Origin of the sequence: Bacillus sp. S/N-304-OC-R1 (assembly GCF_019749375.1) — a bacterium.
In the GTDB taxonomy this organism is placed as follows: domain Bacteria; phylum Bacillota; class Bacilli; order Bacillales; family Cytobacillaceae; genus Cytobacillus.
Window position 1 is genome coordinate 88,995 of record NZ_JACWFE010000016.1, and the last position, 24,718, is coordinate 113,712.

Here is a 24,718-nt window from a genome sequence, read left to right on the forward strand (position 1 = left end):
ACCCATCTTTAAGATCCTTCTAAAAAAGTTATTGTTAAAATTAAGCATTTTCTTGTAAACATTTAACCCTTCTCTTCTTATTTCGACATTTTCTCCCAAAGATTTAGGTTATGACACTTATTTTTTTCTATTAACCTGCATTTTCTAGGAAATAATTACTATTGTATAAACATCCGGCAGGAAATAAGTTTTTGTTGAAAATAAAAAAAGCATTCCCCATTATCTTTGGGTCCTGCTCAGAGAGGAATTAAAATATTTTTTTATTAATTTTTTGCTCATAGTTTTTGAATAGAGATGAGTTTGTTTTTTTGCCTCTTTTAGCCATCACACTATTAAATCGGAGCATTTTTTCATTCCATTTCTTCTTTAATTGCTCCTTTTCGTCTGGATCTTCACATTTTCTTATTAAATCTTCAATGGTCAGTATTTCTTGTTTAAGGTGATTATCTTCTTCAGCAAAGCCCGAATTCTTAAGAACTCGGTACGCCATTCTTAAATCTTCTGGAACTGAAGCTAAATCATCATATGGCAGTGGCTTTCCGAGACCAGGTAATTTTTCAAATTCTTTATTCTCATAGGCTTTTTTAATCCGATCTTCTGAAATGATAGAGAAAAAATCCACCAGCTTGCCCCTTCCCTTTTTAAAATTCCTGTTAAGTACTTCTATTATATACTTTAGTACTGAAAGAAAACTCATAAAATACATAGGACATTTTGAAAACGGGGAAGATACATGAAGAAATACGAAAGGAGTGGAAAAAACTTTGGCACGAGGAAAAGATTTCAACCATAAAAATAAAAATCATCCCGGTAACTTCCCTGAGCACTCCATGATTGAAAATCCTAAAGCAACAGAGGCTCAAGAGGATGAAGAATTTATCGTAGTACAGGAAGCATTCAAAAATCGAATTGAAGGCCATGATGGAACCGAGTTTAGGGATAAATAATAAATGCACTTAAATATTGTCCAATTACAGCCTATTGGACAGGTTTTGGAGTTTTCTTAAATTCTTGTCCAATAACTGCTGCTTATTGGACAGCTTTTTTGCTTTTCTTAAATTCTTGTCCAATAACTCTGTTTATTGGACAACTTTTTGCATTTTCTTAAATTCTTGTCCAATAACTGCTGCTTATTGGACAACTTTTTGCCTTTTCTTAAATTCTTGTCCAATAACTACTGCTTATTGGACAGCTTTTTTGCTTTTCTTAAATTCTTGTCCAATAACTACTGCTTATTGGACAGCTTTTTTGCTTTTCTTAAATTCTTGTCCAATAACTCTGCTTATCGGACAGCTTTTTGCCTTTTGTTAGTTTCTTGTCCAATACGTAAGAAGTATCCATCTTAAATAGATTAAAAATGGCTGCTTCCCTCAACAAAGAGAAAGCAGCCATTCATATGCTTAATTATAATGAATGAACCTCAAATCCTTTAAGCCAAGAAGCACAAGCTGCTGTATCCTTGGCGAAAATACGATCTCTCGTAATAGAAGGCACAACCTTTCGTGCTTCTAGATAAAACTTCTTCGTCTTTTCGCCCATTTTTTCATATCCTTTAAATTCTGCCGCTTGTAGTGCGCAAATTAGCTCTATCGCCAGTACATTGTTTGCATTTTGAATAATTTGATATGCATGTCTGGCAGCGATTGTTCCCATGCTCACATGATCTTCTTGATTAGCAGATGACGGAATAGAGTCTACACTCGCTGGATGTGCTAACGTTTTATTTTCAGATACTAATGCTGCTGCTGCGTATTGTAAAATCATCGCACCAGACTGTAGCCCTGGTTCCGGACTTAAGAAAGGCGGCAGGTCATTCAATTGTGGATTAACTAATCTTTCAATTCGGCGTTCCGAAATATTAGCAAGCTCCGCTACAGCTATTTTCATAAAATCCATCGCGAAAGCTATCGGCTGTCCGTGAAAGTTTCCGCCAGAAAAAATATGCTCCCCTTGATCAAAAATTAACGGGTTATCTGTAGCCGCATTCATTTCAATTTCAAGCTTCTCTTTTACATAGTCTAAAGCTTGCCATGAAGCCCCGTGAACCTGTGGAATGCAGCGAATGGAGTAGGCGTCTTGAACCCGGATCTCACCTTGTCTTGTAATGAGCTCGCTACCCGTTAGGTACTCCCTAATTCTTTTAGCCGTTTCAACCTGCTGCTTGTAGCCTCTAGCTAAATGGATTTTCTCATCAAACGCATCAATAATCCCATTTAGCCCTTCCATCGTAACTGCTGCGATTATTTCACTTTGATAAGCAATCTTTTCAGCTTCTAAATACGCAACAACCCCCATTGCCGTCATTGCCTGAGTGCCATTTATTAGCGCCAAGCCTTCTTTTGCCTCTAGGGTTAATGGTTCTAAGCCTTCTTCTTTAAGAACTTCAAGGGACGGTTTTCGCTCCCCTTTATAAAAAACCTCTCCCTCTCCTACCAAAACTAGGGCCAAATGAGAAAGCGGCGCTAAGTCCCCACTTGCTCCTAATGAGCCTTGCTGAGGAATAACGGGATGAATCTCTCTGTTCACAAGTTCCAGCAATCTTTCGATTACAACAGGTCTAGCACCTGAGAAACCTTTTAATAATGCATTGGCTCTTAATAGAAGCATAGCCCGTGAGACAGATTCTGGAAACGGTTCGCCAACTCCGCAAGCATGTGATCGAATAAGATTTAACTGAAGGTCCTTTACATCCTTTTGATCAATAAGGACATCGCTAAATTTGCCAAATCCAGTAGTAATTCCATAAATCACTTTTTCTTCTTCAACAATTCTTTTCACAGCATCATGACTTTCCTTAACTGCGACCATACTTTCTTTTGAAGCCTCTACCTGATCATTATCAAATAAAACCTTTCTAATTTCCTCTAACGTTAAAGTATTCCCTGTTAAAATAACCATTTCATTTCCTCCTCAGTACATTAGTGAGATAAAGAAAAGGCTGTACTTCAAACAAGAGTTTGAAATACAGCCTTTTTATATAATGCAGACATTAATTCCCTATGGAGCATCATTGTCATCATTCCCACTATAAAAATTTTCCGAATATAATTAATTGTAGGGTTTGGGTTATGGAGATGTCAATGAAAAAATGTCATTTTTTAACAAATTAGATTATTAGCGTGATAAAGGAACAGAGAGAGGAGTTTACTGTCTCTAGACTGGGACAAGGGACCCGTCCCCGCATCCCTAATCAAACTTCAATCCCTTTAACGCTTCTGCTAAGGCATTATTAATAGGTTCTTCCTCTTTGCTTTGGTTTTTCAAGTACTTTTGGACGGTACGTTTATCGACTTTGCCTTTGGATTCTTTTTTGCGGCGCGCTTCGAATGTCGATAATTTTTCACGATGGCCACATTTGCATACGAAAATTTGACCTTCTCCTTCGCCACGCAGCTCTAGTTTTTTATGGCATTGCGGGCAACGGGCATTTGTCACACGTGAGACATTTTTGCGATGTCCGCATTCTCGGTCTTGGCATACGAGCATTTTGCCCTTTTTGCCGTTCACTTCAAGCATTGGTTTTCCACAGTCTGGGCAAGATTTTGTGGAGATATTGTCATGCTTATATTTTTTATTACTCCCCTTAATTTCCGAAACTATTTCTTTCGTATAGTTTTTCATTTCACTGATAAACACTTCTTTTTTCAGCTTGCCTTGGGCAATTTTCTCTAGCTTTTGCTCCCACTCTGCTGTTAAAGCAGGTGATTTCAGCTCTTCGGGAACTAAATCTAACAGCTGTCGGCCTTTAGAAGTAAGATAAATATCCTTGTCACGCTTTTCGATTAAAAATGAGTTGAAAAGCTTATCAATAATATCGGCACGAGTGGCTACTGTTCCTAAACCACCTGTTGATTTTAACGTTTCTGCCAATTGTTTATTCTGAGTGTCCATATACTTCGCTGGATTTTCCATTGCAGAAAGTAAAGTGGCTTCATTGAAGCGTGCAGGCGGCTTTGTTTGTCCTGTTGTTTGGACAATTAATTTTACATTTAAAGTTTCGTTTTTTTCTATTCGCGGCAGGAGTTGTTCCTTCAGATCGTCCCCAGCATCTTCATCTTCAAAACGATTTTCATATACTTCCTTCCAGCCTGTCGATAAAATCGTCTTCCCTTTAGCCACAAAATTCTCATCACCGATTTTCGCCCGTAGCGTTAATTGCTCATATTCAAAAGCCGGGAATAAAACGGCTAGGAATCGTTTAACAACTAAATCATAAATTTTCCGTTCTTTATCCGTAAAGGATGAAAAATTCACATATCCTTCTGTTGGAATAATCGCATGGTGATCAGAAACCTTGCTGTCATCCACAAAGGCTTTCGATGTTTTAATTGGCTTGCTCAATATTTTATTAGCTAATCCGCGGTACTCCCCAATTCCACATGCTTTTAACCTTTCTGGAATCGTTCCAACAATATCTGAAGAAAGGTAACGTGAGTCGGTTCTTGGATAGGTTAACACTTTATGCTGTTCGTACAGCTTTTGCATAATGTTTAACGTTTCTTTTGCAGAATAGCCAAAAATTTTATTGGCATCACGCTGCAATTCTGTTAAATCATAAAGTCCCGGAGAAAATGACTTTTTGGGTTTTTTCTCAATTTCCGTCACAACTGCATTTTTATTGCCCAATTTTTTCACAATGCCGTCGGTTTTTTCTTTATCAAAGCTTCTGCTGTTTCCTTTTCCATCCTGCCAAGTCAGCTTTAATCCATTTGTGGTTTGAGCTTCAATGCCGTAATACGTTTGTGGTTTAAAATTTTTAATTTCCTCTTCACGTTCAGCTATGATTGCAACAGTTGGTGTTTGCACACGTCCACAGTTTAGCTGAGCATTAAATCTTGTCGTTAATGCACGAGTAGCATTAAGACCGATGTACCAGTCTGCTTCTGACCTGGCAACTGCTGAAGCATATAAATTTTCATAAGCCTTGCCTGGTTTTAATTTCGCAAAGCCATCTTTAATCGCTTTATCTGTAACTGAAGATATCCACAGTCGTTTAATCGGCTTATTCACTTTCACTTTTTCAATGACCCAACGTGCGACTAGCTCCCCTTCTCTTCCGGCATCTGTCGCAATAATAATTTCATTAATATCTTTTCTTGTCAGCTGAGCTTTTACTGCTTGAAACTGTTTGCCTGTCTGCTTAATGACTGTTAATTTCAAACGATCAGGCAGCATGGGAAGATCCTCTAAATTCCATGTTTTATATTTCACATCATAGCTCTCTGGATCGGCAAGTGTGACTAGATGTCCCAATGCCCAAGTAACGATATATTTATCTCCTTCAAGGAAGCCATTTCCTTTTTTATTACACTTCAGAACACGTGCGATATCACGTGCCACAGAAGGCTTTTCAGCAATTACAACACTTTTGGCCATTCTTCAAACATCCTTTCTAATTCCGTAAGATAAATATAACATACGTTGCAGTTCTGCAGAATCTATAGCCGCTTTATGACATAAACTGCTTGTCCGCTCCATAGCATGTACTAACAAAAGAAAGGAGTGTGAGTGATTGTATTTTACTTGGCGTTTGGCTTGGAATATTGATTACTTTATTAATGTTATTTGTCTATTAAGATTAGGAAAAAAATGTATTTTATATTTTGGGAATGCACAAATAAATTTTACGGGATAAAGGGATTTCATAGAGCCTTCATGACTACCTTCATCGGCTCTTTTTACAGAAGAATGGTCTTATAAATAATATGTATCTATTAAAAGAATTCACAAAAAGAGCTGTTGCACATGGGGACGTCCCATCACACAACAGCTCTTAACCATTGAAAACAAACAGCTTTACAATGTTTTTATTAAAATACTAGCAATGACAACGGATCCGATTGTAACGGTTGTGAAGCCTCCTACTAGCATCGGAGTCAGGATTTCATTAAAGATCTTTTCTTGCTCTTCTTTTGTTCTTCCGACACTTCGGCTAACTTCCTCACAAACGATATAATCTCCTGGGAAACCAAACATCGCTGTTAGGGCAACGGGGATTCCTTTCAAAGGGTCCCATTTAAATATTTTCGATCCAATATACCCGCCAAGAATAATACCAATCATCCCAACAATTATAATTAGGAAAACTTCAGGCAGATAGCTGACAAACATGTCGAAGGTAATGTCGTTTAACATCGTAATAATTAAGAAAATGATCCCCGCCATCCCTACCGTGAAAGCGTTCGCTTTTTCCATCACGCGCTCTGGGTAGAAACCAATTAACCGTCCAACCATACCAATGGCAAGAGCCCATAAGCTATATGGAATGCCAGTAAATTTATCAAGAACGACTGCAATCGCTCCACCGATAAACAGCATGAACAATAGGACTAGATTTGTCTGATATTTTTCAGGAATCAAATATTTGACTTTTGCTGCTTTTTCATTGTTTTCAACGATTTCTTCCTTCACCATATCAGCCAATGCTGCTGCAGCTAGAGTTTCGTTATCTAAAGTACCTCTAAGCTTTAGAGCAAATCGGCGCAGTAAATTAATCGCTAGAGGGATACCGAACATAGATTGAAGTGCGAGCACCAATACCGGAATTGTCACTAAAGAAACAAAACCAAGATCTTTAAGTCCTTGAGATGTGACTAATAAAGCGACAATTCCTCCTGTTAATGGACCCGTTCCAGAAACAGCAGTAGGGTAATCGTAAATCCAAGTAACTAGAGAAAGAATTAATGTGGCAGAAATGAGAATACCCAATAAAGAGATTGCGACCGCTCTCCATTGACTTTTGATGCTTTTTAAAGGAATTACTGTTCCCATATGGACGAGGATTGGTGCCGTTCCCAACACCATTCCAACTGCGGAGAACTTTGAATCATCAATTAAATTCTTTGGCATTACTCCAATCCATACTAGGATGAGATACCCGATAAAAGCTACAAACAGCATAGGAACTCTGGCTCTAGTGATAATTGAAACAATTTCTCCGACAGCGATTAAAGCTAAGATGATGACTGCAGCAATGACTGGTTCATGGATCATATTTTTGCCCCCATTTTATTTTGAAATTTAAGAATATAAATATATTGCTAGCTTTACTTACTTCAGAAGATGAAACGGAGCATGAACTAACAGCTTAAGACCAATCCCAAGTGCTCTTTCGTCAATATCAAATTTCGGATGATGGTGCGGGAAACTAACATCATTATTTGGATCAGCAGCACCGATTCCAATAAAACAGCCTGGAACCTTTTCCAGAAATGCTGAAAAATCTTCCCCACCCATAAATGGCGGCAATTGCAAAATATACTCTGGCCCAAATTCTTGTAAAACCAATCCTTCAACTTTATTTGTAACTATCTGATCATTATTTACAGAAGTGTAGCCATAAACAAAATCATATTTATAAGATGCTTGATGAGCTTCCGTCACACCTTTTACGATTTGTTCTAGTTGCTTCGCAATCTTCTCTCGAACATCCTTAGAAAAGCTTCTTACACTCCCACCGATTTTGATCGTATCTGGGATAATATTTTTAGCTGTTCCACCATGAAATTCTGTCACCGAAACAACAGCTTGTTCTAATGGATCGATATTCCTAGCCATAATGTGCTGTATATTATTAACGATTTGTGCGCCGATCGCAATTGGGTCAATCGTTACATGCGGCTGCGAGGAATGACCGCCTTTTCCGATCACTTCAATATCAAACACATCAGAATTGGCTGTATATGGACCATATCCTATATGAATTTTGCCAGTTGGAAACATTGAAAATAAATGAAGCCCAATGATTTCATCTACTCCATCCATCACGCCAGCTTCCACCATTTCCTTTGCTCCGCCTGGAAATAATTCTTCAGCATGCTGAAAAATGAATCTGATTTCACCATCGATCTGATCTCGGAATTGTACAAGAATTTTTGCGGCCCCAAGAAGCATCGCGGTATGCCCATCATGCCCGCAAGCATGCATGATTCCAGGATTTTTCGAAGAGAAAGACAAGCCGCTCTCTTCATGAATCGGCAGTGCATCCATATCAGCACGCATCGCCAATACCTTCCCTGGGCGTTCTCCAATTAAACGAGCGACAACACTAGTTCTAGTTGGACGTGTTACTTCTAATCCTCCATAAGAAAGAAGAGTTTCATAAACAAATTGAGATGTTTTCTCCTCTTGATATGATAATTCAGGATGCTCATGAAATTGTCTTCTCCATTCAACGACTTGCTGAACACTAGCTTCTACTAATTCATTTAAATCCTTTGTTTCAGTCATACTTTCACTCCTTTTTAAAAACATAGAATATTCTGTATTTTTTAGGTAGTTAACTCCTAATTTTACATTTATAGTAAAAAGAAGTTGTTCATTTTTTCTTTTTTAAGACTAATGAACAACTTCTTAACACTTTCTACTTTAATACATCTTCTTTTAAAATAAACTGAGCTAACTCTTCCATTTGATCTGAAATAGCACGATCACTTTCTAGTGGCGGGCAAATTGCTCTAACTTTTTCTAGAAATGCTCTCGTTGCAGGAGCTAACTGATTTTCAGCCTTTTCAAGGTAAATAGCCTGTGACGCACAAATCATTTCAATTGCGATAACTCTAGCAGCATTATGAACAATCTCTCTAGCCTGACGAGATCCGCTCGTACCCATACTTACGTGGTCTTCCTGGTTCGCAGAAGTTGGAATAGAATCCACACTTGAAGGATGTGCAAGAACTTTATTTTCAGAAACAAGTGATGCTGCTACATATTGAGCCACCATTAACCCACATTCAAGACCAGGATCTGGTGCTAAAAATGGAGATAAACCACTTAATTGCGGGTTTACTAGTCTTTCTGTTCTGCGTTCAGAAATATTTGCCCATTCAGCAGCTGCTACTTTTAAGAAATCCATTGAAAGAGCAATTGGCTGGCCATGGAAATGCCCTCCAGAAATTACTTCTCCGTTTTCTAATACGATTGGATTATCAGTAGTAGAGTTCATTTCAACGCTTAATCGCTCATCCACATAATTAAATGCTTGCCAAGAAGCACCGTGAACCTGTGGAATACAACGAATGGAGTATGCATCCTGAATACGGATTTCTCCCTGACGAGTAATGCGCTGGCTCCCTTCTAGCCATTTTCTCATCCGTGAAGCAACAAATTCCAGCTCAGGATGTGGACGAACTGCTAATAAATCACTGTCAAAAGCAGAGATAACTCCATGTAGAGCCTCCATTGTTAAGCATGCTGCCATATCCGCCGCCAAACCAACTCTTTCAGCTTCATTCAGAGCTACGACACCTACCCCGGACATACATTGTGTACCATTAATTAAAGCAAGGCCTTCCTTCGCCTGTAAGGAAACCGCTTCCAATCCAGCTCTTTTTAAAGCTTCCCCTCCGGAAAGAATTTCACCTTTGTATTCTGCTTTTCCCTCACCGACCAATACGATCGCAATATGAGCTAGTGGAGCTAAATCTCCGCTTGCTCCAACAGAGCCTTTGCTTGGTACAACTGGATGTACTCCTTCATTAATCATATCTACAAGCAATTGAAGAGTTTCTTCTCTAATTCCTGAAAAACCGCGAGCGAGTGCATTTGCACGCAGTGTCATCATGGCTCTTACAATTGGAGTTGGAAGAGGATCACCTACACCAACAGCATCTGCTCTTAATAAATTTAACTGTAGCTTTGCAATATCGTCTTTTTCGATTTCGATATCACTTAATTTACCAAATCCTGTATTTACTCCATATAGAATCTTTCCATCGTTTATCTGTTTTTCAATTCGGTTTCTGCTTTCACGCACTCTAATGCGGTTTTCTTCTGGGATCGATACTTTAGCAGTACCGTTCACAACCTTTTGAACCTTATGTCTATCTAATGTCACACCATCTAATTCGACTAAATCTAATCCTGCTACTCCACTGTTACTCATAAGTTGCACACTCCTCTATTTGAATATAATAAAAATTCAGACTCTGAAGGTTATTATAAAACTAATACTGCCATTACGCTAAAATAAATAATAGAATTCCAAATTGGAATAATTATATTCTATTTATGAAATTTATTGATCTATACACTAGTGTTCAATCTGAGCTGCTGTCATGGTAATTAGGTTTTCAATCTTCCTTCATCTCAACCTTACATTCTTCTAACGGAATCACTTTCGTTTTCTTGATAAATTTAAAGCCAAACCATAATAAAAGAAACACTGGGATTCCAAGATAGGCGGCAAGGACGTTTATCCAATCGATATGGCCACTAATAAATCCTTGATAGTTTTGTCCGACTAAGATAACACTACAAACGATAACGGCAAATATTGGACCGAAAGGATACCATTTTGCGCGATAAGGAAGATCTTCAAGCGAAAAGCCTTGTTTTACATATGCTTTTCGGAATCGATAATGGCTTACAGCAATTCCGATCCAAAAAATAAATGTAGTGACTCCGACTGAATTCATTAACCAGATATAAACCTTTCCGTCGCCGAAAATGGAAGCTAAAAAAGCTAGCATTCCGATCAAAGTTGTCGCGAGAAGGGCAAGAACAGGAACGCCTCGTTTATTCACTTTAGCGAAAAAACGTGGAGCTTGTCCGTCTTTAGCCATAGCATACATAATTCGGCTTGTCACATATAAGCATCCATTACCAGCGGACAATACAGACGTTAATATAACTGCATTCATAATGGAAGCTGCAATAGCAAGCCCTGCTTTTTCAAATATGATCGTAAACGGGCTGTTAATGACCGCATCACTTTGTAGACTTTCGTTTGTGTAAGGAACGAGAAACGCTATCACTAATAACGCTAGTACGTAAAATAATAGAATTCGCCAAAAAACGCTTCGAATGGCACGAGGAATTGTTTTTGTAGGATTTTCACTTTCTCCGGCTGCAACACCAATGGACTCTGTTCCTGAGAAGGAGAATCCTGCAACTAGAAAAATGCTAAAAGTACCGAGGGCCCCTCCTACAAACGGTGCTTCACCGATGGTAAAGTTTTTAAAACCGGTTGGCTCTCCATTCATGATTCCAAAAATCATCAATATCCCAACAGCAATAAAGATAATAATAGTTGCTACTTTAATAAACGAAAACCAATACTCCCCTTCACCAAAACCTTTAACAGATAAAACATTTAAGAAAAAAAGTAATCCTAAAAACAAACTGCTCCACAATAATGATGAACTATCAGGAAACCAGTATTTCATAATCAGTGCAGAAGCCGATAGTTCCGCAGCTAGCGTCATCGCCCAAGCGAACCAATAGTTCCAACCAAATGCAAATCCGAGGGCCGGATCGATAAAACGTGTTGCATACGTACTGATCGATCCGCTTGTCGGCATAAACGAAGCCAGTTCCCCAAGACTTGTCATGATAAAAAATACCATGATACCAATGATTCCATAAGCGAGCAAAACTCCACCCGGTCCTGCTGTATGAATGGCAGGGCCGCTTCCAAGGAAAATTCCAGTTCCAATTGTCCCACCTAATGCAATCATAGAAATATGGCGTGCTTTTAATTTTTGCTGCAAGTTAGGTGATGACTCGTTTTGCTCCATTTTTGGTGGTATTTCCTGCTGTGGTATTCCCAATACTAACACCCCTTTAATCGTTACTTAAGATGCAAATAACTTCCTGTCGTTAATAAGTGAGTTAACCGCAAATATGTAATTCGGTTAGTACACAAAAAATATTAAGAATCGTTGTATATTCTTAAGTAACGACTATGACAAACACAATGGCTCTCATTAGAATCACGTTGGATGTTTTAATTCCTTTTTACTAGGGTAACAGCTGTATTTTTTATGTTAATTTTTATTAAGCGTTTTTATGATTTACATACCATTGCTCAATAAGAGCAGCAGTAAGTCTGCCTGTATTAACTAAGTTTTCGATACTAATACACTCTCTAAAGGAATGAATATTTTGGAAGCCTAAGCCGAGTGTTAAACATGTTAATCCGTTTTCATTTAGAACATTTGTATCCGCTCCGCCAAGTGTTTCTGTTATCCATGGCTTTACTCCAATATTTTTTGCCGCCTCTTCTGCATTTTTTACTAGGATATCTTGAGTTGGGATATTAAATCCACTGTATTTTTTCTCAATTTTCACATTTACGTTTCCGCCTTTTTTCTCAGCAGCTAGTTTCATAGTTTCTGCCATATGCTCTAACTGCTTGTCGAGTTTTTCTTTTGAAAAACTACGAACCTCTCCTGCAACCGTTACACTGCCTGGAATGATAGAAGTCAGTTCCCCTCCTTTAATAATTCCAATGTTGGCAAGTGTCTCTTCATCAATTGCGCCAAGCTTCATGTTAGTTAGGCCTTCCGCAGCGATTAGGAATGCACTATTTCCTTCTTCTGCATTTAAAGCGATATGGGCTGCATTTCCTTCTACTTCCATCCAAATCCGTGAGCTGTATGGACCTTTTAGAATAATTTGTCCTACGTCACCGCTGCTGTCGAAAATATAGCCAGTTTTACTTTTGGCTTTTGAGTAGTCCATGTATCTGGCACCAACTAATCCAGGCTGTTCATTTACTGTCAGGATGAACTCGATTGGGCCATGTGGAATTCCGCCTTCAATAATTGCTCTTAATGCTTCTAAATAAGCCGCTAAAGCCGCGCGATCGTCTGCACCTAAAATCGTTGTGCCGTCAGTATGAATCACACCATCTTTAATTACTGGCTTTAACCCCTCGGTTGGCAATACTGTATCCATATGTGTCGAGAAGAATAGCGGCGGGATAGATGGATCTGTGCCTTCATGCCAAGCAATTAAATTTCCAACTTCACCATTGAAATTTTTGTGCGCTTCATCAAACTCTAATGTAAAACCAAGCTCTGGCAATGCCTTAATTAAATAATCAGCTACAAGCTGCTCTTTTGTACTTGGTCCATTTATCTTTGCTAATTCTAAAAATAACTCCTGCAGGCGCTCCCCATTTACACATTCTGCAGCATTAGATGTATGTTGCGTAGTCATATTTGAACCCTCCCAAAGTCAATTAATCTATGAAACTAGCGGTTTACGACAACTTTTCCCTTTTTTATGACCGTTTCAACTACATTTGTTCCAAGCTCGTAAGCGATATGCTTATACGTAGGGACATCCCAAATTTGCAAGTCTGCTAATTTCCCTTCTTGAATAACACCGCGGTCATCTAAATCGAGTGCCTTCGCTCCTCCATAAGATGCTGCTTTAATTGCCTCTTCCACAGAGAATTTATATAAACGGCATGCCAAATTAATGACAAACTGCATAGACTCTGTGTAACACGCTGGACAAAGATCTGTCGCAAGAGCGATTTTCATACCTAAATCGAGCATTTTCCGGGCATCAAATGGCTGCTTATGGCCAACTGCAAAGTCCAATGCCGGCATTAAAACACCTGTCACTTTTGCTTCAGCAAGCTTCACCATGACATCTTCAGGCGTATAATTTAAATGATCAATCGATACCATTTTCATTTGGGCTGCTAGATCTGAACCGCCGATATAAGAATAAGCATCCGCATGGATTTTCGGCTTCATCCCATACTCTAAGCCAGCCTCTAGAATTAATTTTGATTCCTCTGCCGTGAAATAGCCATCATCACACCAAACATCACAAAACTCTGCTAATCCGCGCTCTCCCACTTTAGGGATCATGTCATTAATAATGACATCCAGATATTCAGCCTTCGTTAAGTTCTCCGGAAAACCGTGAGCCCCTAGGAAAGTATTTACTACATCAAGCGGAGTTTCATTATCCAGCCTTCTGCCAACTTCCAGAATTTTTATCTCACTATCAGTAGTCAGTCCATATCCACTTTTGCTTTCAATTGTTGTAATCCCGTGCTGGAGCATTGTCATTACACGCTTTTTTGATTGCTGGAATAATTCCTCTTCTGGTTCATTACGTGTCAGCTCAACGGTTCTGCTCGGTCCTGTTGTCATCTTTAACTGCTGTAATTTTTCAGGTTTTCCAGTTAATTTAGCTGCATATTCTTCAACACGTGTGCCGTAAAAAACTAAATGAGTGTGTGAATCAACAAAACCTGGAGCAACTACCTTACCAGCTGCATCTATGACAGCCGATTGTTCTATGTCAAAATTCCCCGTCACTTCTGCTTCGGATCCAACACCGACAATTTTGTCATCTTTGATAGCGACCCACGCATCCGTCAATACACCAATATCCTCCATATTGTCTCCGATACACGTAAGAACCTCTGAAGCATTTTTGATCACTAAATCTACCTTTGTCTTGACTTTCGTTTCAGACACTTTGCAAAACCTCCCCTTCTGTAAAACAAGCTGTAACATGGCCGTTAAAAGAATGGAGGTGACTCAAAGGCTTTTTCTCCCTTAAGTCACCCGATCTATTAGAAAATTAAATTATGCTTCTACTTTTTCTTCTAAATCCTTCGGTCCAAATGTTGCCTTTGGTGACCACCATAATGGAACCTTAATGCTTTCTTCCGTTAACTTACCTTTACCATTCGCAACATCACGAGCAATATCGTAACCGGCTTGAGCATGGCGGATTACCCCAATACCAGAGTCAACGGTCATTGCTACATCTAGTCTCATATCCGCTTCATCAGTTCCATCAGCAATCTGAGTTACTCCAGTATGAACAGCTTCACCCATTGAGTAGTTCGCTTGAAGTGCGATCAGATCACACATTCCAACTGCGTTCAATAGACCGTTCAATACCGGCCAGTCAGAGATTAAGTCTCCGCCGTCTTTCATGTTTTCAGATTCGAATGTTGGGTTCACGATTGAACCAGAGTCTAAGTTGTCACGAGAGAATGCAACTGGACCTGCAAGTTCACCTTTGCGGATCATGTCATTTACTTTTAGAGCAAATTTCTTACGCTGACCGAAGCCCATATAGCAGATACGTGCAGGAAGTGCTTCGATTGGGATATGCTTCATTGCAAGCTTGATCCAGCGAGTTACTAGATAGTCATCAGCGAACTCCTCTAGAATCATTTCATCAATTTTGCGCAGGTCATCCGCTTCTCCTGATAGACATACCCAACGGAAAGGTCCACGGCCTTCACAGAATAGTGGACGTAAGTATTCAGCTACGAAACCTGGAAGACGTTTTGCTTCCTTCTCATCAAATCCAGCATCAATACACTCTTTACGGTGACTTGTTCCGTATTCAAATGAATGAACGCCTAAATCCATAAACTTGATTAAAGCTTTCAATTCACGGACCATTGTTTCACGAGCTTTTTCTAGGTAAAGTGAACGATCTGTATCCCGAAGTTTTTCTGCTTCTTCAACTGTGTAACCAGCTGGCAAGTAAGAAATTGGATCATGACCTGGTGTCATGGATGTAGAAATGTCTGGCAGCCAGCCTGACTCTAGAACGGCTTCAAAGATATCTGCAGCATTTCCAACAACTGCTACTCCAAGCGGCTTGCCTTCTGCTGCAGCTTGCTTCGCCATAGAGATCGCTTCATCTAAGTCTTTAGCTACACAATCAATAAATCCTTTTTCAATACGGCGGTTAATAATTTCAATGTTAGAGTCTGCTAGAATACAAACTCCGCCGTGCATTGTCATCGCTCTTGTCTGATTACCGCCCATTCCGCCAGCACCAGCTGTTAAAAGGATTTTCCCAACAAGAGAATCATTATAATGAAGGCGAGCAATCGCTGATAAAGTTTCAAATGTACCTTGGATAACTCCTTGTGTACCGATATATTCCCAAGGAGCAGCCGTATAGTTTGCATACATCGTTAAGTTTTTATCTTGTAAATCATAGAAAGTTGGCCAATCAGCTTTCATAATGTTTGTTGTTGCCATTACTACAGTTGGCGCATACTTATGAGTTTTGAATACAGCTACTGGCATACCAGATTGAACAACTAGAGTTTCGTCATCCTCTAATTCTTTTAAAGATTGAACAATCGCATGGTAAGATTCCCAGTTACGAGCAGCTTTCCCGATCCCGCCGTAGATTACTAGCTCTTCAGGTTTCTCAGCATTTTCCATATTGTTTTCTAACATACGAAGGATTCCCTCTTGTCTCCACCCTTTACAGCGAAGTTCTGGGCCTCTTTGTGCTTTAACTGAATATAAGATTTCTGGTTTTGACATGTTTATTTCCCCCTATATTAATAAAATCAATTCTATTTATCTATAATGCAATTACTGTGCCAACTTAATCTGAGAATATAAAATTTTCTAAAATCATTTGATAACAGTGGAAATGTTTATTTATTTTTATATGTTATAACCGAATAATTTTTTTAAATATGAGATTTGGCCCTGAAAAATCGCAGATGAATTTTGCATTATTTTACGGATAATTCCGAAAATACAATCAAAACAACTGTAAGCGATTTCAGCTAGTCGGTGCAGATGTAATTTGCGTGCAGATATTTATAATAGTAAAAATGCAAGAGGAGTGATTAGCACCAGTGTAAAGACTGTTCTCCAGAACCAAATAGCCAGGATATGGCTCATTTTAATAGGAATTTCCGTCGAGAAAATACAAGGTATTAACGCTGAGAAGAATAGTATTGTTGAAATTGATAATGATCCAATGATAAACCTTGTTTCTAAGCTTGCATCTAAGACGACAAGCGATGGCAAAAACATATCGATTAAGTTAATTGTTGCCGCTTTTGCAGCAAGAAGAGGTTCAGGAATTTGCAATAAAGCTGTAAGTGGGTAAAAAATATAGCCGAGATAATCAAAGATTGGTGTATTGTTTGCCAAAATCAGCCCGAATAACCCGATAGACATAATGGAAGGGAGTATCCCCATTGCCATGACAAATCCATCTTTCACATTCTCTAGAATATTGTCTTTTAGCTTTGGAGCATTCTGTGCGGTTGTCATAGCTTGTTCCCATGCATACTTAAGGCGCTGTTCCTTCACAATCTCTTCAGGTGAACCTTCTCCCGTATAATAGTCATCAGGCATTTTATTAATTGGCCAAATACGAACTGTTATCGCAGTTACGACAAAAGTGACTAAGAAGGTAAGCCAGAAGTATAAATTCCAAATCTCCATTAGACCTAGAGTTTTTGCCACAACAATCATAAAAGTGGCAGACACTGTTGAGAATCCAGTAGCAATAATGACTGCTTCCTTAGTTGAATACTTGCCTTCCTTATAAATTCGGTTCGTTATAAGCAGACCAATTGAGTAGCTCCCAACAAAGGAAGCAACTGCATCAATAGCTGATCTTCCAGGTGTTCTCCAAATCGGTCTCATGACAGGCTGCATTAATACCCCGATAAACTCAAGTAATCCATAGCCTACAAGCAATGCTAGAAAAATAGCTCCAATCGGAACAAGTACACCAATTGGGGTAAGCAGCTGATAAAACCAGTACGGTCCCATATCTTCTGCCATCATCCAAGCTGGCCCAATTTTAAATAGTACGAGAAAGGCAGCAATGGCTCCTAGCACCTTAAATAAGGAAATGACTATTTCGACTTTACTTTTATTCCAGGTCTTTTTATAAAACGGATAAATTGCCCCGAGAATCACAACGATCATAATATAATAAGAAGTAACGTTGCCCGCTGTTTGCCGGAGCCATGTAACTAAATGGTCTAACGGGATAGAGTTTTTACCATTAAGTTCAATTGGAATGAAAAACATAAAAATTCCAATCGCACTGTAAAGCGAAAATTTAAGTACGTTTTGAATAGTATAAATAGAATTTGATACTGAATAGTTTTTTTCTACCGCTGTTTTTTCTTGAAGCTCACCCATAAAGATACACCCCTTATCCTTTTTTAAATTTATAAATTTTGAAGACTTCTAGGTATATAGCATTATGAATCCACTCTTTGCATTCCCCCATTCCAAAAAAACTATTATTTCCTATATATTGCAAATTCTGTGCCAATTAGGCGGTAAGTTTCCTTTTATAAATGATAAAAACATCGACCGCTTTTGGCCGATGTTTTTGTCATTTATAAAACTTTGCTTAAGAATGCTTTTGTTCTTTCGTGCTGAGGGTTCTCAAAAATTTCTTTAGGTTTATTTTCTTCTACAATGACACCTCCATCCATAAACAAAACTCGGTCACCTACTTCTCGGGCGAATCCCATTTCATGCGTTACAACCACCATTGTCATACCCTCTTTTGCCAGCTGCTTCATTACTTCAAGCACTTCTCCAACCATTTCCGGGTCAAGAGCAGAGGTTGGCTCATCGAAAAGCATAATTTTAGGCTTCATCGCTAGTGCTCGCGCAATCGCGACCCGCTGTTTTTGTCCTCCTGACAAGGAATCTGGATATACATTCGCCTTTTCGGCAAGTCCCACTTTCTTTAGAAGCTCTAAACCTGTTTTCTTCGCTTCATCTGCCGATATTTTTCTAACCTGCATAGGTGCAAGCATAATATTTTCGATAACTGTTTTATGAGGGAATAAGTTAAATTGCTGAAAAACCATTCCTACTTCGGTTCTTACTTTATTAATATCTGTTTTTTTATCGGTAATATCGACACCTTCAATTGTAATATGACCGCCTGATATCGATTCAAGCAAATTGATGCATCTCAAAAAAGTAGATTTCCCTGATCCTGATGGCCCAATAACGACCACAACCTCTTGAGGATGAATAACAGCATTGATATCTTTTAACACTTCATTTTGTCCAAACGTCTTTTTTAAGTTCTGTACTTGAATCATTCAGTTGCCAACCTTCTTTCTAGACGATTTAATAAGAATCCTAAAGTAGTCGTTAAGACAAGATAAATAAGTGCGGCTGTTAAATAAGGCTCCCATACACGGTAATATTGGCTTGCCAATGCCCGTCCATAGTACATAAGCTCAGGAGTGGCTACTATCGCTGCCAATGAAGATTCTTTAACTAGAACGATAAATTCATTTCCTAAAGGAGGAATCATTCGTTTAAAGGCTTGTGGTAAAATAACATGTTTCATTGCTTGTACATGCGTGAGGCCTAATGAACGAGCTGCCTCCATCTGCCCCTTATCAATCGACTGAATTCCAGCTCGAAAAATTTCTGCAATATAAGCACCAGCAATTAAGGAAAGAGCAATAATACTGGCTACTATCCCATTTGTATGACCAAGGATTAATGGTACTACCCCAAAATGTATTAATAGAATTTGGACGAATAAAGGCGTTCCGCGAAAAAAAATAATATAGCAATTAAATAAGAATGCTATTGTTTTATTTTTCATCATTTTCCCTAAGCCAATTAATAGTCCAAGAATCGTTCCAAACAATATGCCTAAAAGTGATAATCCAATTGTCAATAAGGTCCCCTTAAAAAAGAAAGGGATATAATCTACTAAGATGTCGAATCTGAAATCCATCGCTTATCCTCCTGTGTAACCCAAGATTGCGAAACTACCGATTTTGCATCGCAATCTTGGATCAATTACTTATTTTTGCTGTGCTAAAATGGTTTCAACATCTGGTTCTACATGGAACCACTTTTTATAAATTTCTGCATATGTTCCATTCTCAAGCACTTTCGTCACAGCCTCATCAAAATCAGCTTTTAATTTACTGCCTTTTGGAAACATCAAGCCATAGAATTCTTTTTCGAAACCCTCGTCATCTTTAATAATATCTAGATTAGCGTTTGGATTATTTTTAGCGTAGTCCTCAACTACTGCATTATCTGCAACAACAGCATCAGCACCGCCACTAGTTAATTCCAGGATAGCAAGATTATTATTATCAAATTTTTTAATATTTTTATTATTTTTCCCTAGAATTCCTTCAACTGCTTCTTGGCCTGTCGTCCCGCCAAGAACGGCTACGACCTTATCATTCTTTAAATCAGCCGCGCTCTTAATATCGCTTCCTTTTGGAACTAATATTTCATTCGTAGATAGATAGTATGGCACAGAAAATTCATACGTTTGCAGACGTTCATCATTTATCGTAATCGCGCAAATTCCTAGATCAGAAAGCTTGTCTTTCACCTCAACAAATAGAGGATCCCAGCCGACATTGACCATTTCAATGTCAAATCCGGCTTCCTTTGCAACCGCATTCATAAAATCGACGTCAAAGCCCTTCATTTCTCCCTTATCTAGAAATACAAATGGAGCATAGTTTGCCTCTGTTGCTACTTTTAATTTTTTCTTTCCGTCACCTGCAGCAGCACTTCCCCCTTTACTCTCAGAAGAAGATTGACTAGTACCACAAGCTGCTAGAATTAGAGATAAAATCATTATAAAAGTTAGTAAGGTGAATTTTTTCATTTCATTGCCCCCTTGGATTAAAATAACTACTCATACAGACCAACTATTGTTTTAATTAGAAATATTCCGTAAATTTCGATAGCAGTTTTCTATTGCCCATCCTTCCGACAAGTTTATTGTGTAAAAAAATTCTATCCCCTCTCATAAAATTTTCTAATCGATTACTATCATTGCAAGGATTATGCCAAATTAACTAATTGTTATAAAATTCTAATTTAAATAGCTACTTTGGACTCCTTTAGACCAAATATTCCCCTTTTTCTGTAAATTATAAAATTATTAGTGCAGATGTTTTTTGCTTTTTTGCATCTCAAATCATATGTATTTCCAATAATCATTTAATTCTAAAAAATTTTAATAAGCAGATATATTTGGCGGTTTTTTAGATATAGATTTTTAAACATCAGCAATAATTGGTACTAGAAAATATGTATAAACCATTTATATCAACTATTACTCATTAATGAAGTGACCTTCTGCATAAATGCAGATAGATTTTGCTGCTGTGTGCAAAGCTCGAATATTCCTTCTCTAACAGCACAAGAAAATTTGAGTGGTTCTTCCTAATAAGCCTAAAAAAAATAGCCCACTTCTCCATCCAAGGGAAAAGCAGGCTATTTAATAGTCAAATTATTAAAGTGGTGTATGAAGTTTTTTAAGGTTTTTAAGCTTTTACTTCTTCTTTTTCAAGATCCTTAGGACCAAATGTTGCTTTTGGTGACCACCATAAAGGAACCTTGATGCTTTCATCTGTTAGTTTACCTTTACCGTTGGCAACATCACGAGCGCTCTCATAACCAGCTTGAGCATGGCGGATAACTCCGATACCAGAGTCAACAGTCATTGCTACTTCCAGTCTCATATCTGCTTCCTCTGTTCCATCGGCAATTTGAGTTACTCCAGTGTGAACTGCTTCACCCATTGAGTAGTTCGCTTGAAGTGCGATTAAGTCACACATTCCAACTGCGTTCAATAGACCGTTCAATACTGGCCAGTCAGAAATTAAGTCTCCGCCGTCTTTCATGTTTTCAGATTCGAATGTCGGGTTCACGATTGAACCAGAGTCTAAGTTGTCACGGGAGAATGCAACTGGACCTGCAAGTTCACCCTTACGGATCATGTCATTTACTTTTAGAGCAAATTTCTTACGCTGACCGAAGCCCATATAGCAAATACGTGCAGGAAGTGCTTCGATTGGGATATGCTTCATTGCAAGCTTGATCCAGCGAGTTACAAGATAGTCATCAGCGAATTCTTCTAAAATCATTTCATCAATTTTGCGCAGGTCATCCGCTTCTCCGGATAAACATACCCAACGGAAAGGTCCGCGGCCTTCGCAGAATAGTGGACGTAAGTATTCAGCTACGAAACCAGGTAAGCGTTTTGCTTCCTTCTCTTCGAAACCAGCGTCGATACATTCTTTACGGATGCTTGTACCGTATTCAAATGAATGAACACCAAGATCCATAAATTTGATTAAAGCTTTTAATTCACGGATCATCGTTTCACGAGCTTTTTCTAAATAAAGGTCACGGTCTGTATCACGAAGCTTTTCTGCATCCTCTACTGTATAGCCAGAAGGCAGGTAAGAAATTGGGTCATGAGCAGGTGTCATGGATGTTGTGATATCTGGAAGCCAGCCTGATTGAAGAACTTCTTCAAAGATATCAGCAGCATTTCCAACAACTGCTACTCCAAGCGGCTTGCCTTCTGCTGCAGCTTGCTTCGCCATTGCAATTGCTTCATCTAAATCCTTAGCTACACAATCAATGAAGCCTTTTTCGATACGGCGGTTAATAATTTCAATGTTAGAGTCTGCTAGAATACAAACCCCACCATGCATTGTCATTGCTCTTGTCTGGTTACCGCCCATACCGCCAGCACCAGCTGTTAATAGAATCTTACCAACTAACGAGTCATTATAATGTAAGCGAGCAATCGCTGATAAAGTTTCAAATGTACCTTGGATTACACCCTGTGTTCCGATATACTCCCAAGGAGCTGCTGTGTAGTTTGCGTAAATTGTTAAGTTCTTATCTTGTAAATCATAGAAAGTTTGCCAATCAGCTTTCATAATGTTTGTTGTTGCCATTACTACAGTTGGCGCATACTTATGAGTTTTGAATACGGCCACTGGCATCCCGGATTGTACTACAAGAGTTTCATCATCTTCTAATTCTTTTAAAGATTGTACAATTGCATGATAAGATTCCCAGTTACGAGCTGCCTTACCGATACCACCGTAAATGACTAGCTCTTCCGGTTTTTCCGCATTCTCCATATTATTTTCTAACATACGAAGGATTCCTTCTTGTCTCCATCCTTTACAGCGAAGCTCTGGTCCTCTTTGTGCTTTAACTGAATATAAGATTTCTGGTTTTGACATGTAAATTTCCCCCTAAGTTGAATTAATTTATGAAACTTACTAATAGATAATGCAAGGAGTGTGCCAAATTAATTTAACTAGAGGGAATTTTCTTTCAATTAATCCCGAAATGCTGTTATATCAAGCTTTTTATCTATTAAAAATCTTTTTTATTATTTGGAATTATATCGTTTCGAAATAACTTTTTAAGCCAATGTGCAGATAAATTTGGCATGTTTTCAGATTGCAGTTTTCATAAGCCTAATCAAGCATAAATCCTTACAAATCATACGAGTGCAGAGAAATACTGCATGCAGACTATTTAAAAAATTTTCAATTAATGTTATATTCGAAAATAACAATATGAAGTCAGGAGGGACTGGAATGATTGCAGCATCTATTGGAAAGTTAATGAAGAGTTATACGGATGGAATCATGATCTTAAATGATAAATATGAAGTTGTTTGGCAGGACATGAGTCAGATTAGTTCATTTGGTGTCACAGAGGGAACTCACGTTTCTGAATTTATTCCGTGTGATCATGTGCGTTTTATTGAAAATGAGACTTTCTCCATTACATTAAACCAAAAGAAATTATCCGTTGAAGTTAAGACTTTTTCTGCAGATCATGACTATATTATCCTTTGTTTTGAGGATATTTCTGACTTATTGCACAATCCGAAAATGAGATTGTATTGCCTAGAAAAAATAGTTGAATCCCTTGGCGAAGGAATTATGATGAGCAATCAAGAGGGAGAAATTATTTTATACAATTTGGCTCAGGAAAAAATGGAAGGACTAAATAGAAACGAGATCATTGGCAAGCATTTATGGTCCGTCTATAATTATAATCCGCAAAATTCTGAGCACAAGCATACCTTTAAAACAGGGAAGCCCATATTTTCCCGATACAGGGCCCATTCTACTATTAATGGCGTTCCAAAATATGTGAATTATAGTACATACCCTATTCAAAAGGACGGCGAAACCATTGCAGTCTATTCGGTTAGTACAAATGAAACAAGATTGAAGGATATGCTTTATCAAACAATTGAGCAAAAACGAAAAATTATCTTCCAAGATAAGAATGACCAAGAATCAAAAAATGGGACAACTTACACATTTGAAAATATAAAAGGCCATAGCCTCGCCTTAAAAAATTTAATAAAGGAAGCACAAAATATAGCGATTCACAATACAGATGTTTTAATTGTTGGAGAAACCGGTACGGGAAAAGAACTATTTGCTCAAAGTATTCATAATCATAGCCCGCGAGCCAATAGTCCGTTTATTGCCATTAACTGTGCTGCCATACCTGAAAATCTCTTAGAAAGTACGTTGTTTGGTACCGTAAAAGGAGCTTTTACTGGTGCAACAAATCAAGTTGGTCTGTTTGAGCATGCAAAGGATGGAACTCTCTTCCTTGATGAAATTAACTCCATGCCCATGACGTTACAATCAAAGCTTATGCGGGTTTTACAAGAAAGGCTAGTAAGGCGGGTAGGATCAAATGATGTCACACCTGTTCAATGTACAGTGATCAGTGCATCAAACGAAGACCCAGAGAGACTGATTGCTGAGGATAAAATGAGGCTTGATTTATTTTACCGGATTGCCCGTACAAGCTTATTCATACCGCCTCTAAGGGAACGGACGGAAGATATCCACTTTTTCATTGATTATTTCTTAGAAACGTATCAGGAAAAATTCAATAAATCAGTGCCTAAATTATCGAAATCATTAATGACTACCCTTCTGCAGTATCCATGGCCAGGGAATACGAGAGAGCTTGAACATTTAGTTGAAAATCTTATTATTCGTGCAAGTGAAACCGATCAAACAATTGATGTAGAACATTTACCAACCTATATCCGAAGAAAAATATTTTCTAATACGAAAAATAAATCAGAGGAAATGAAGGAATTAGAGAAAAAACCGATTAAATCGATTTTCGCCAACTCCAAAGAGCATTTCATCCAAACTACTTTAGAACAGACCGATTGGAATATTTCCAAAGCGGCAAGAAAGCTTGGAATTACTAGGCAAAGTCTTCAATATCATATTAAGAAATATGGTTTGGAAAAACCAAGCTAAGTTTTTAAAATCGGCGCCTGCGCCGATTTTTTTGTCCTTTTAACTAGTAAGATATCCTTGTATACGCTTCTAATAAATGGTAATATTATTTAG

17 protein-coding genes are annotated in these 24,718 nt (G+C 38.3%); 2 read left to right on the top strand and 15 right to left on the bottom strand.

The annotated features are described in order from the left end of the window. Positions 1–247: 247 nt before the first annotated feature. Positions 248–622 (bottom strand): DnaJ family domain-containing protein, encoded by a 375-nt coding sequence (locus H0173_RS13735; protein ID WP_221847087.1) that lies wholly within the window; start codon positions 620–622, stop codon positions 248–250. Between the two features lie 142 nt (positions 623–764). Between H0173_RS13735 and H0173_RS13740 the strand changes: the two genes are divergently transcribed. Further along, positions 765–947: a hypothetical protein gene (locus H0173_RS13740; RefSeq protein WP_221847088.1), complete on the top strand. Its 183-nt coding sequence runs from the start codon at positions 765–767 to the stop codon at positions 945–947. Positions 948–1,404: 457 nt separating this feature from the next. Here H0173_RS13740 and hutH (H0173_RS13745) read toward each other — a convergent pair whose 3' ends face one another. From hutH (H0173_RS13745) to hutU (H0173_RS13810), 14 genes are all read right to left on the bottom strand, one after another. Next, the gene (gene hutH / locus H0173_RS13745; RefSeq protein ID WP_221847089.1) at positions 1,405–2,898 is read right to left on the bottom strand and encodes a histidine ammonia-lyase; all 1,494 of its coding nucleotides are present in this window, start codon (positions 2,896–2,898) and stop codon (positions 1,405–1,407) included. A gap of 288 nt (positions 2,899–3,186) precedes the next feature. Then, positions 3,187–5,376 carry a DNA topoisomerase III gene (locus H0173_RS13750; protein WP_221847090.1) on the bottom strand — a complete coding sequence of 730 codons (2,190 nt, stop codon included), beginning with the start codon at positions 5,374–5,376 and terminating at the stop codon, positions 3,187–3,189. Positions 5,377–5,796: 420 nt separating this feature from the next. Continuing rightward, on the bottom strand, positions 5,797–6,993 hold the full coding sequence (locus H0173_RS13755) for a hypothetical protein (RefSeq protein WP_221847091.1): 1,197 nt from the start codon (positions 6,991–6,993) through the stop codon (positions 5,797–5,799). A 57-nt stretch (positions 6,994–7,050) separates the two neighbouring features. Continuing rightward, positions 7,051–8,229, bottom strand: a complete 1,179-nt coding sequence (locus tag H0173_RS13760; RefSeq protein WP_221847092.1) for an amidohydrolase — start codon at positions 8,227–8,229, stop codon at positions 7,051–7,053. Between the two features lie 133 nt (positions 8,230–8,362). Then, entirely contained in the window at positions 8,363–9,883 is a 1,521-nt protein-coding gene (gene hutH / locus H0173_RS13765; RefSeq protein ID WP_221847093.1) for a histidine ammonia-lyase, read from the bottom strand. A gap of 187 nt (positions 9,884–10,070) precedes the next feature. After that, positions 10,071–11,516 carry an amino acid permease gene (locus H0173_RS13770; RefSeq protein WP_221847201.1) on the bottom strand — a complete coding sequence of 482 codons (1,446 nt, stop codon included), beginning with the start codon at positions 11,514–11,516 and terminating at the stop codon, positions 10,071–10,073. Between the two features lie 259 nt (positions 11,517–11,775). Continuing rightward, positions 11,776–12,942 (bottom strand): M20/M25/M40 family metallo-hydrolase, encoded by a 1,167-nt coding sequence (locus tag H0173_RS13775; protein ID WP_221847094.1) that lies wholly within the window; start codon positions 12,940–12,942, stop codon positions 11,776–11,778. A 35-nt stretch (positions 12,943–12,977) separates the two neighbouring features. Next, entirely contained in the window at positions 12,978–14,225 is a 1,248-nt protein-coding gene (gene hutI / locus H0173_RS13780; protein ID WP_313770645.1) for an imidazolonepropionase, read from the bottom strand. Between the two features lie 111 nt (positions 14,226–14,336). Continuing rightward, positions 14,337–16,055, bottom strand: coding sequence for a urocanate hydratase (gene hutU, locus H0173_RS13785; RefSeq protein WP_221847096.1), 1,719 nt, complete (start codon positions 16,053–16,055; stop codon positions 14,337–14,339). A gap of 285 nt (positions 16,056–16,340) precedes the next feature. Then, a complete protein-coding gene (locus H0173_RS13790; protein WP_221847097.1) occupies positions 16,341–17,687 on the bottom strand; it encodes a YjiH family protein in 1,347 nt (448 codons plus the stop codon). A gap of 203 nt (positions 17,688–17,890) precedes the next feature. Further along, positions 17,891–18,613 carry an amino acid ABC transporter ATP-binding protein gene (locus H0173_RS13795; RefSeq protein WP_221847098.1) on the bottom strand — a complete coding sequence of 241 codons (723 nt, stop codon included), beginning with the start codon at positions 18,611–18,613 and terminating at the stop codon, positions 17,891–17,893. After that, on the bottom strand, positions 18,610–19,266 hold the full coding sequence (locus H0173_RS13800; protein ID WP_221847099.1) for an amino acid ABC transporter permease: 657 nt from the start codon (positions 19,264–19,266) through the stop codon (positions 18,610–18,612). The genes H0173_RS13795 and H0173_RS13800 overlap by 4 nt, the downstream gene beginning before the upstream one ends. Before the next feature lie 69 nt (positions 19,267–19,335). Then, positions 19,336–20,166: a basic amino acid ABC transporter substrate-binding protein gene (locus tag H0173_RS13805; RefSeq protein ID WP_221847100.1), complete on the bottom strand. Its 831-nt coding sequence runs from the start codon at positions 20,164–20,166 to the stop codon at positions 19,336–19,338. A 664-nt stretch (positions 20,167–20,830) separates the two neighbouring features. Next, positions 20,831–22,552, bottom strand: a complete 1,722-nt coding sequence (hutU, locus tag H0173_RS13810; RefSeq protein ID WP_221847101.1) for a urocanate hydratase — start codon at positions 22,550–22,552, stop codon at positions 20,831–20,833. 363 nt (positions 22,553–22,915) lie between these two features. Here hutU (H0173_RS13810) and H0173_RS13815 point away from each other — a divergent pair, with 363 nt between their 5' ends. Then, positions 22,916–24,625: a sigma-54 interaction domain-containing protein gene (locus tag H0173_RS13815; protein WP_221847102.1), complete on the top strand. Its 1,710-nt coding sequence runs from the start codon at positions 22,916–22,918 to the stop codon at positions 24,623–24,625. The last annotated feature ends 93 nt before the right edge of the window (positions 24,626–24,718 follow it).

Excerpts from the sequence above, each read along its gene's own strand:
- hutH (WP_221847089.1), bottom strand. The coding sequence starts at position 2,898 with ATGGTTATTTTAACAGGGAATACTTTAACGTTAGAGGAAATTAGAAAG.
- H0173_RS13750 (WP_221847090.1), bottom strand. The coding sequence starts at position 5,376 with ATGGCCAAAAGTGTTGTAATTGCTGAAAAGCCTTCTGTGGCACGTGAT.
- H0173_RS13755 (WP_221847091.1), bottom strand. The coding sequence starts at position 6,993 with ATGATCCATGAACCAGTCATTGCTGCAGTCATCATCTTAGCTTTAATC.
- H0173_RS13760 (WP_221847092.1), bottom strand. The coding sequence starts at position 8,229 with ATGACTGAAACAAAGGATTTAAATGAATTAGTAGAAGCTAGTGTTCAG.
- hutH (WP_221847093.1), bottom strand. The coding sequence starts at position 9,883 with ATGAGTAACAGTGGAGTAGCAGGATTAGATTTAGTCGAATTAGATGGT.
- H0173_RS13770 (WP_221847201.1), bottom strand. The coding sequence starts at position 11,516 with ATGGAGCAAAACGAGTCATCACCTAACTTGCAGCAAAAATTAAAAGCA.
- H0173_RS13775 (WP_221847094.1), bottom strand. The coding sequence starts at position 12,942 with ATGACTACGCAACATACATCTAATGCTGCAGAATGTGTAAATGGGGAG.
- hutU (WP_221847096.1), bottom strand. The coding sequence starts at position 16,055 with ATGTCAAAACCAGAAATCTTATATTCAGTTAAAGCACAAAGAGGCCCA.
- H0173_RS13790 (WP_221847097.1), bottom strand. The coding sequence starts at position 17,687 with ATGGGTGAGCTTCAAGAAAAAACAGCGGTAGAAAAAAACTATTCAGTA.
- H0173_RS13795 (WP_221847098.1), bottom strand. The coding sequence starts at position 18,613 with ATGATTCAAGTACAGAACTTAAAAAAGACGTTTGGACAAAATGAAGTG.
- H0173_RS13800 (WP_221847099.1), bottom strand. The coding sequence starts at position 19,266 with ATGGATTTCAGATTCGACATCTTAGTAGATTATATCCCTTTCTTTTTT.
- H0173_RS13805 (WP_221847100.1), bottom strand. The coding sequence starts at position 20,166 with ATGAAAAAATTCACCTTACTAACTTTTATAATGATTTTATCTCTAATT.
- hutU (WP_221847101.1), bottom strand. The coding sequence starts at position 22,552 with ATGTCAAAACCAGAAATCTTATATTCAGTTAAAGCACAAAGAGGACCA.
- H0173_RS13815 (WP_221847102.1), top strand. The coding sequence starts at position 22,916 with ATGATTGCAGCATCTATTGGAAAGTTAATGAAGAGTTATACGGATGGA.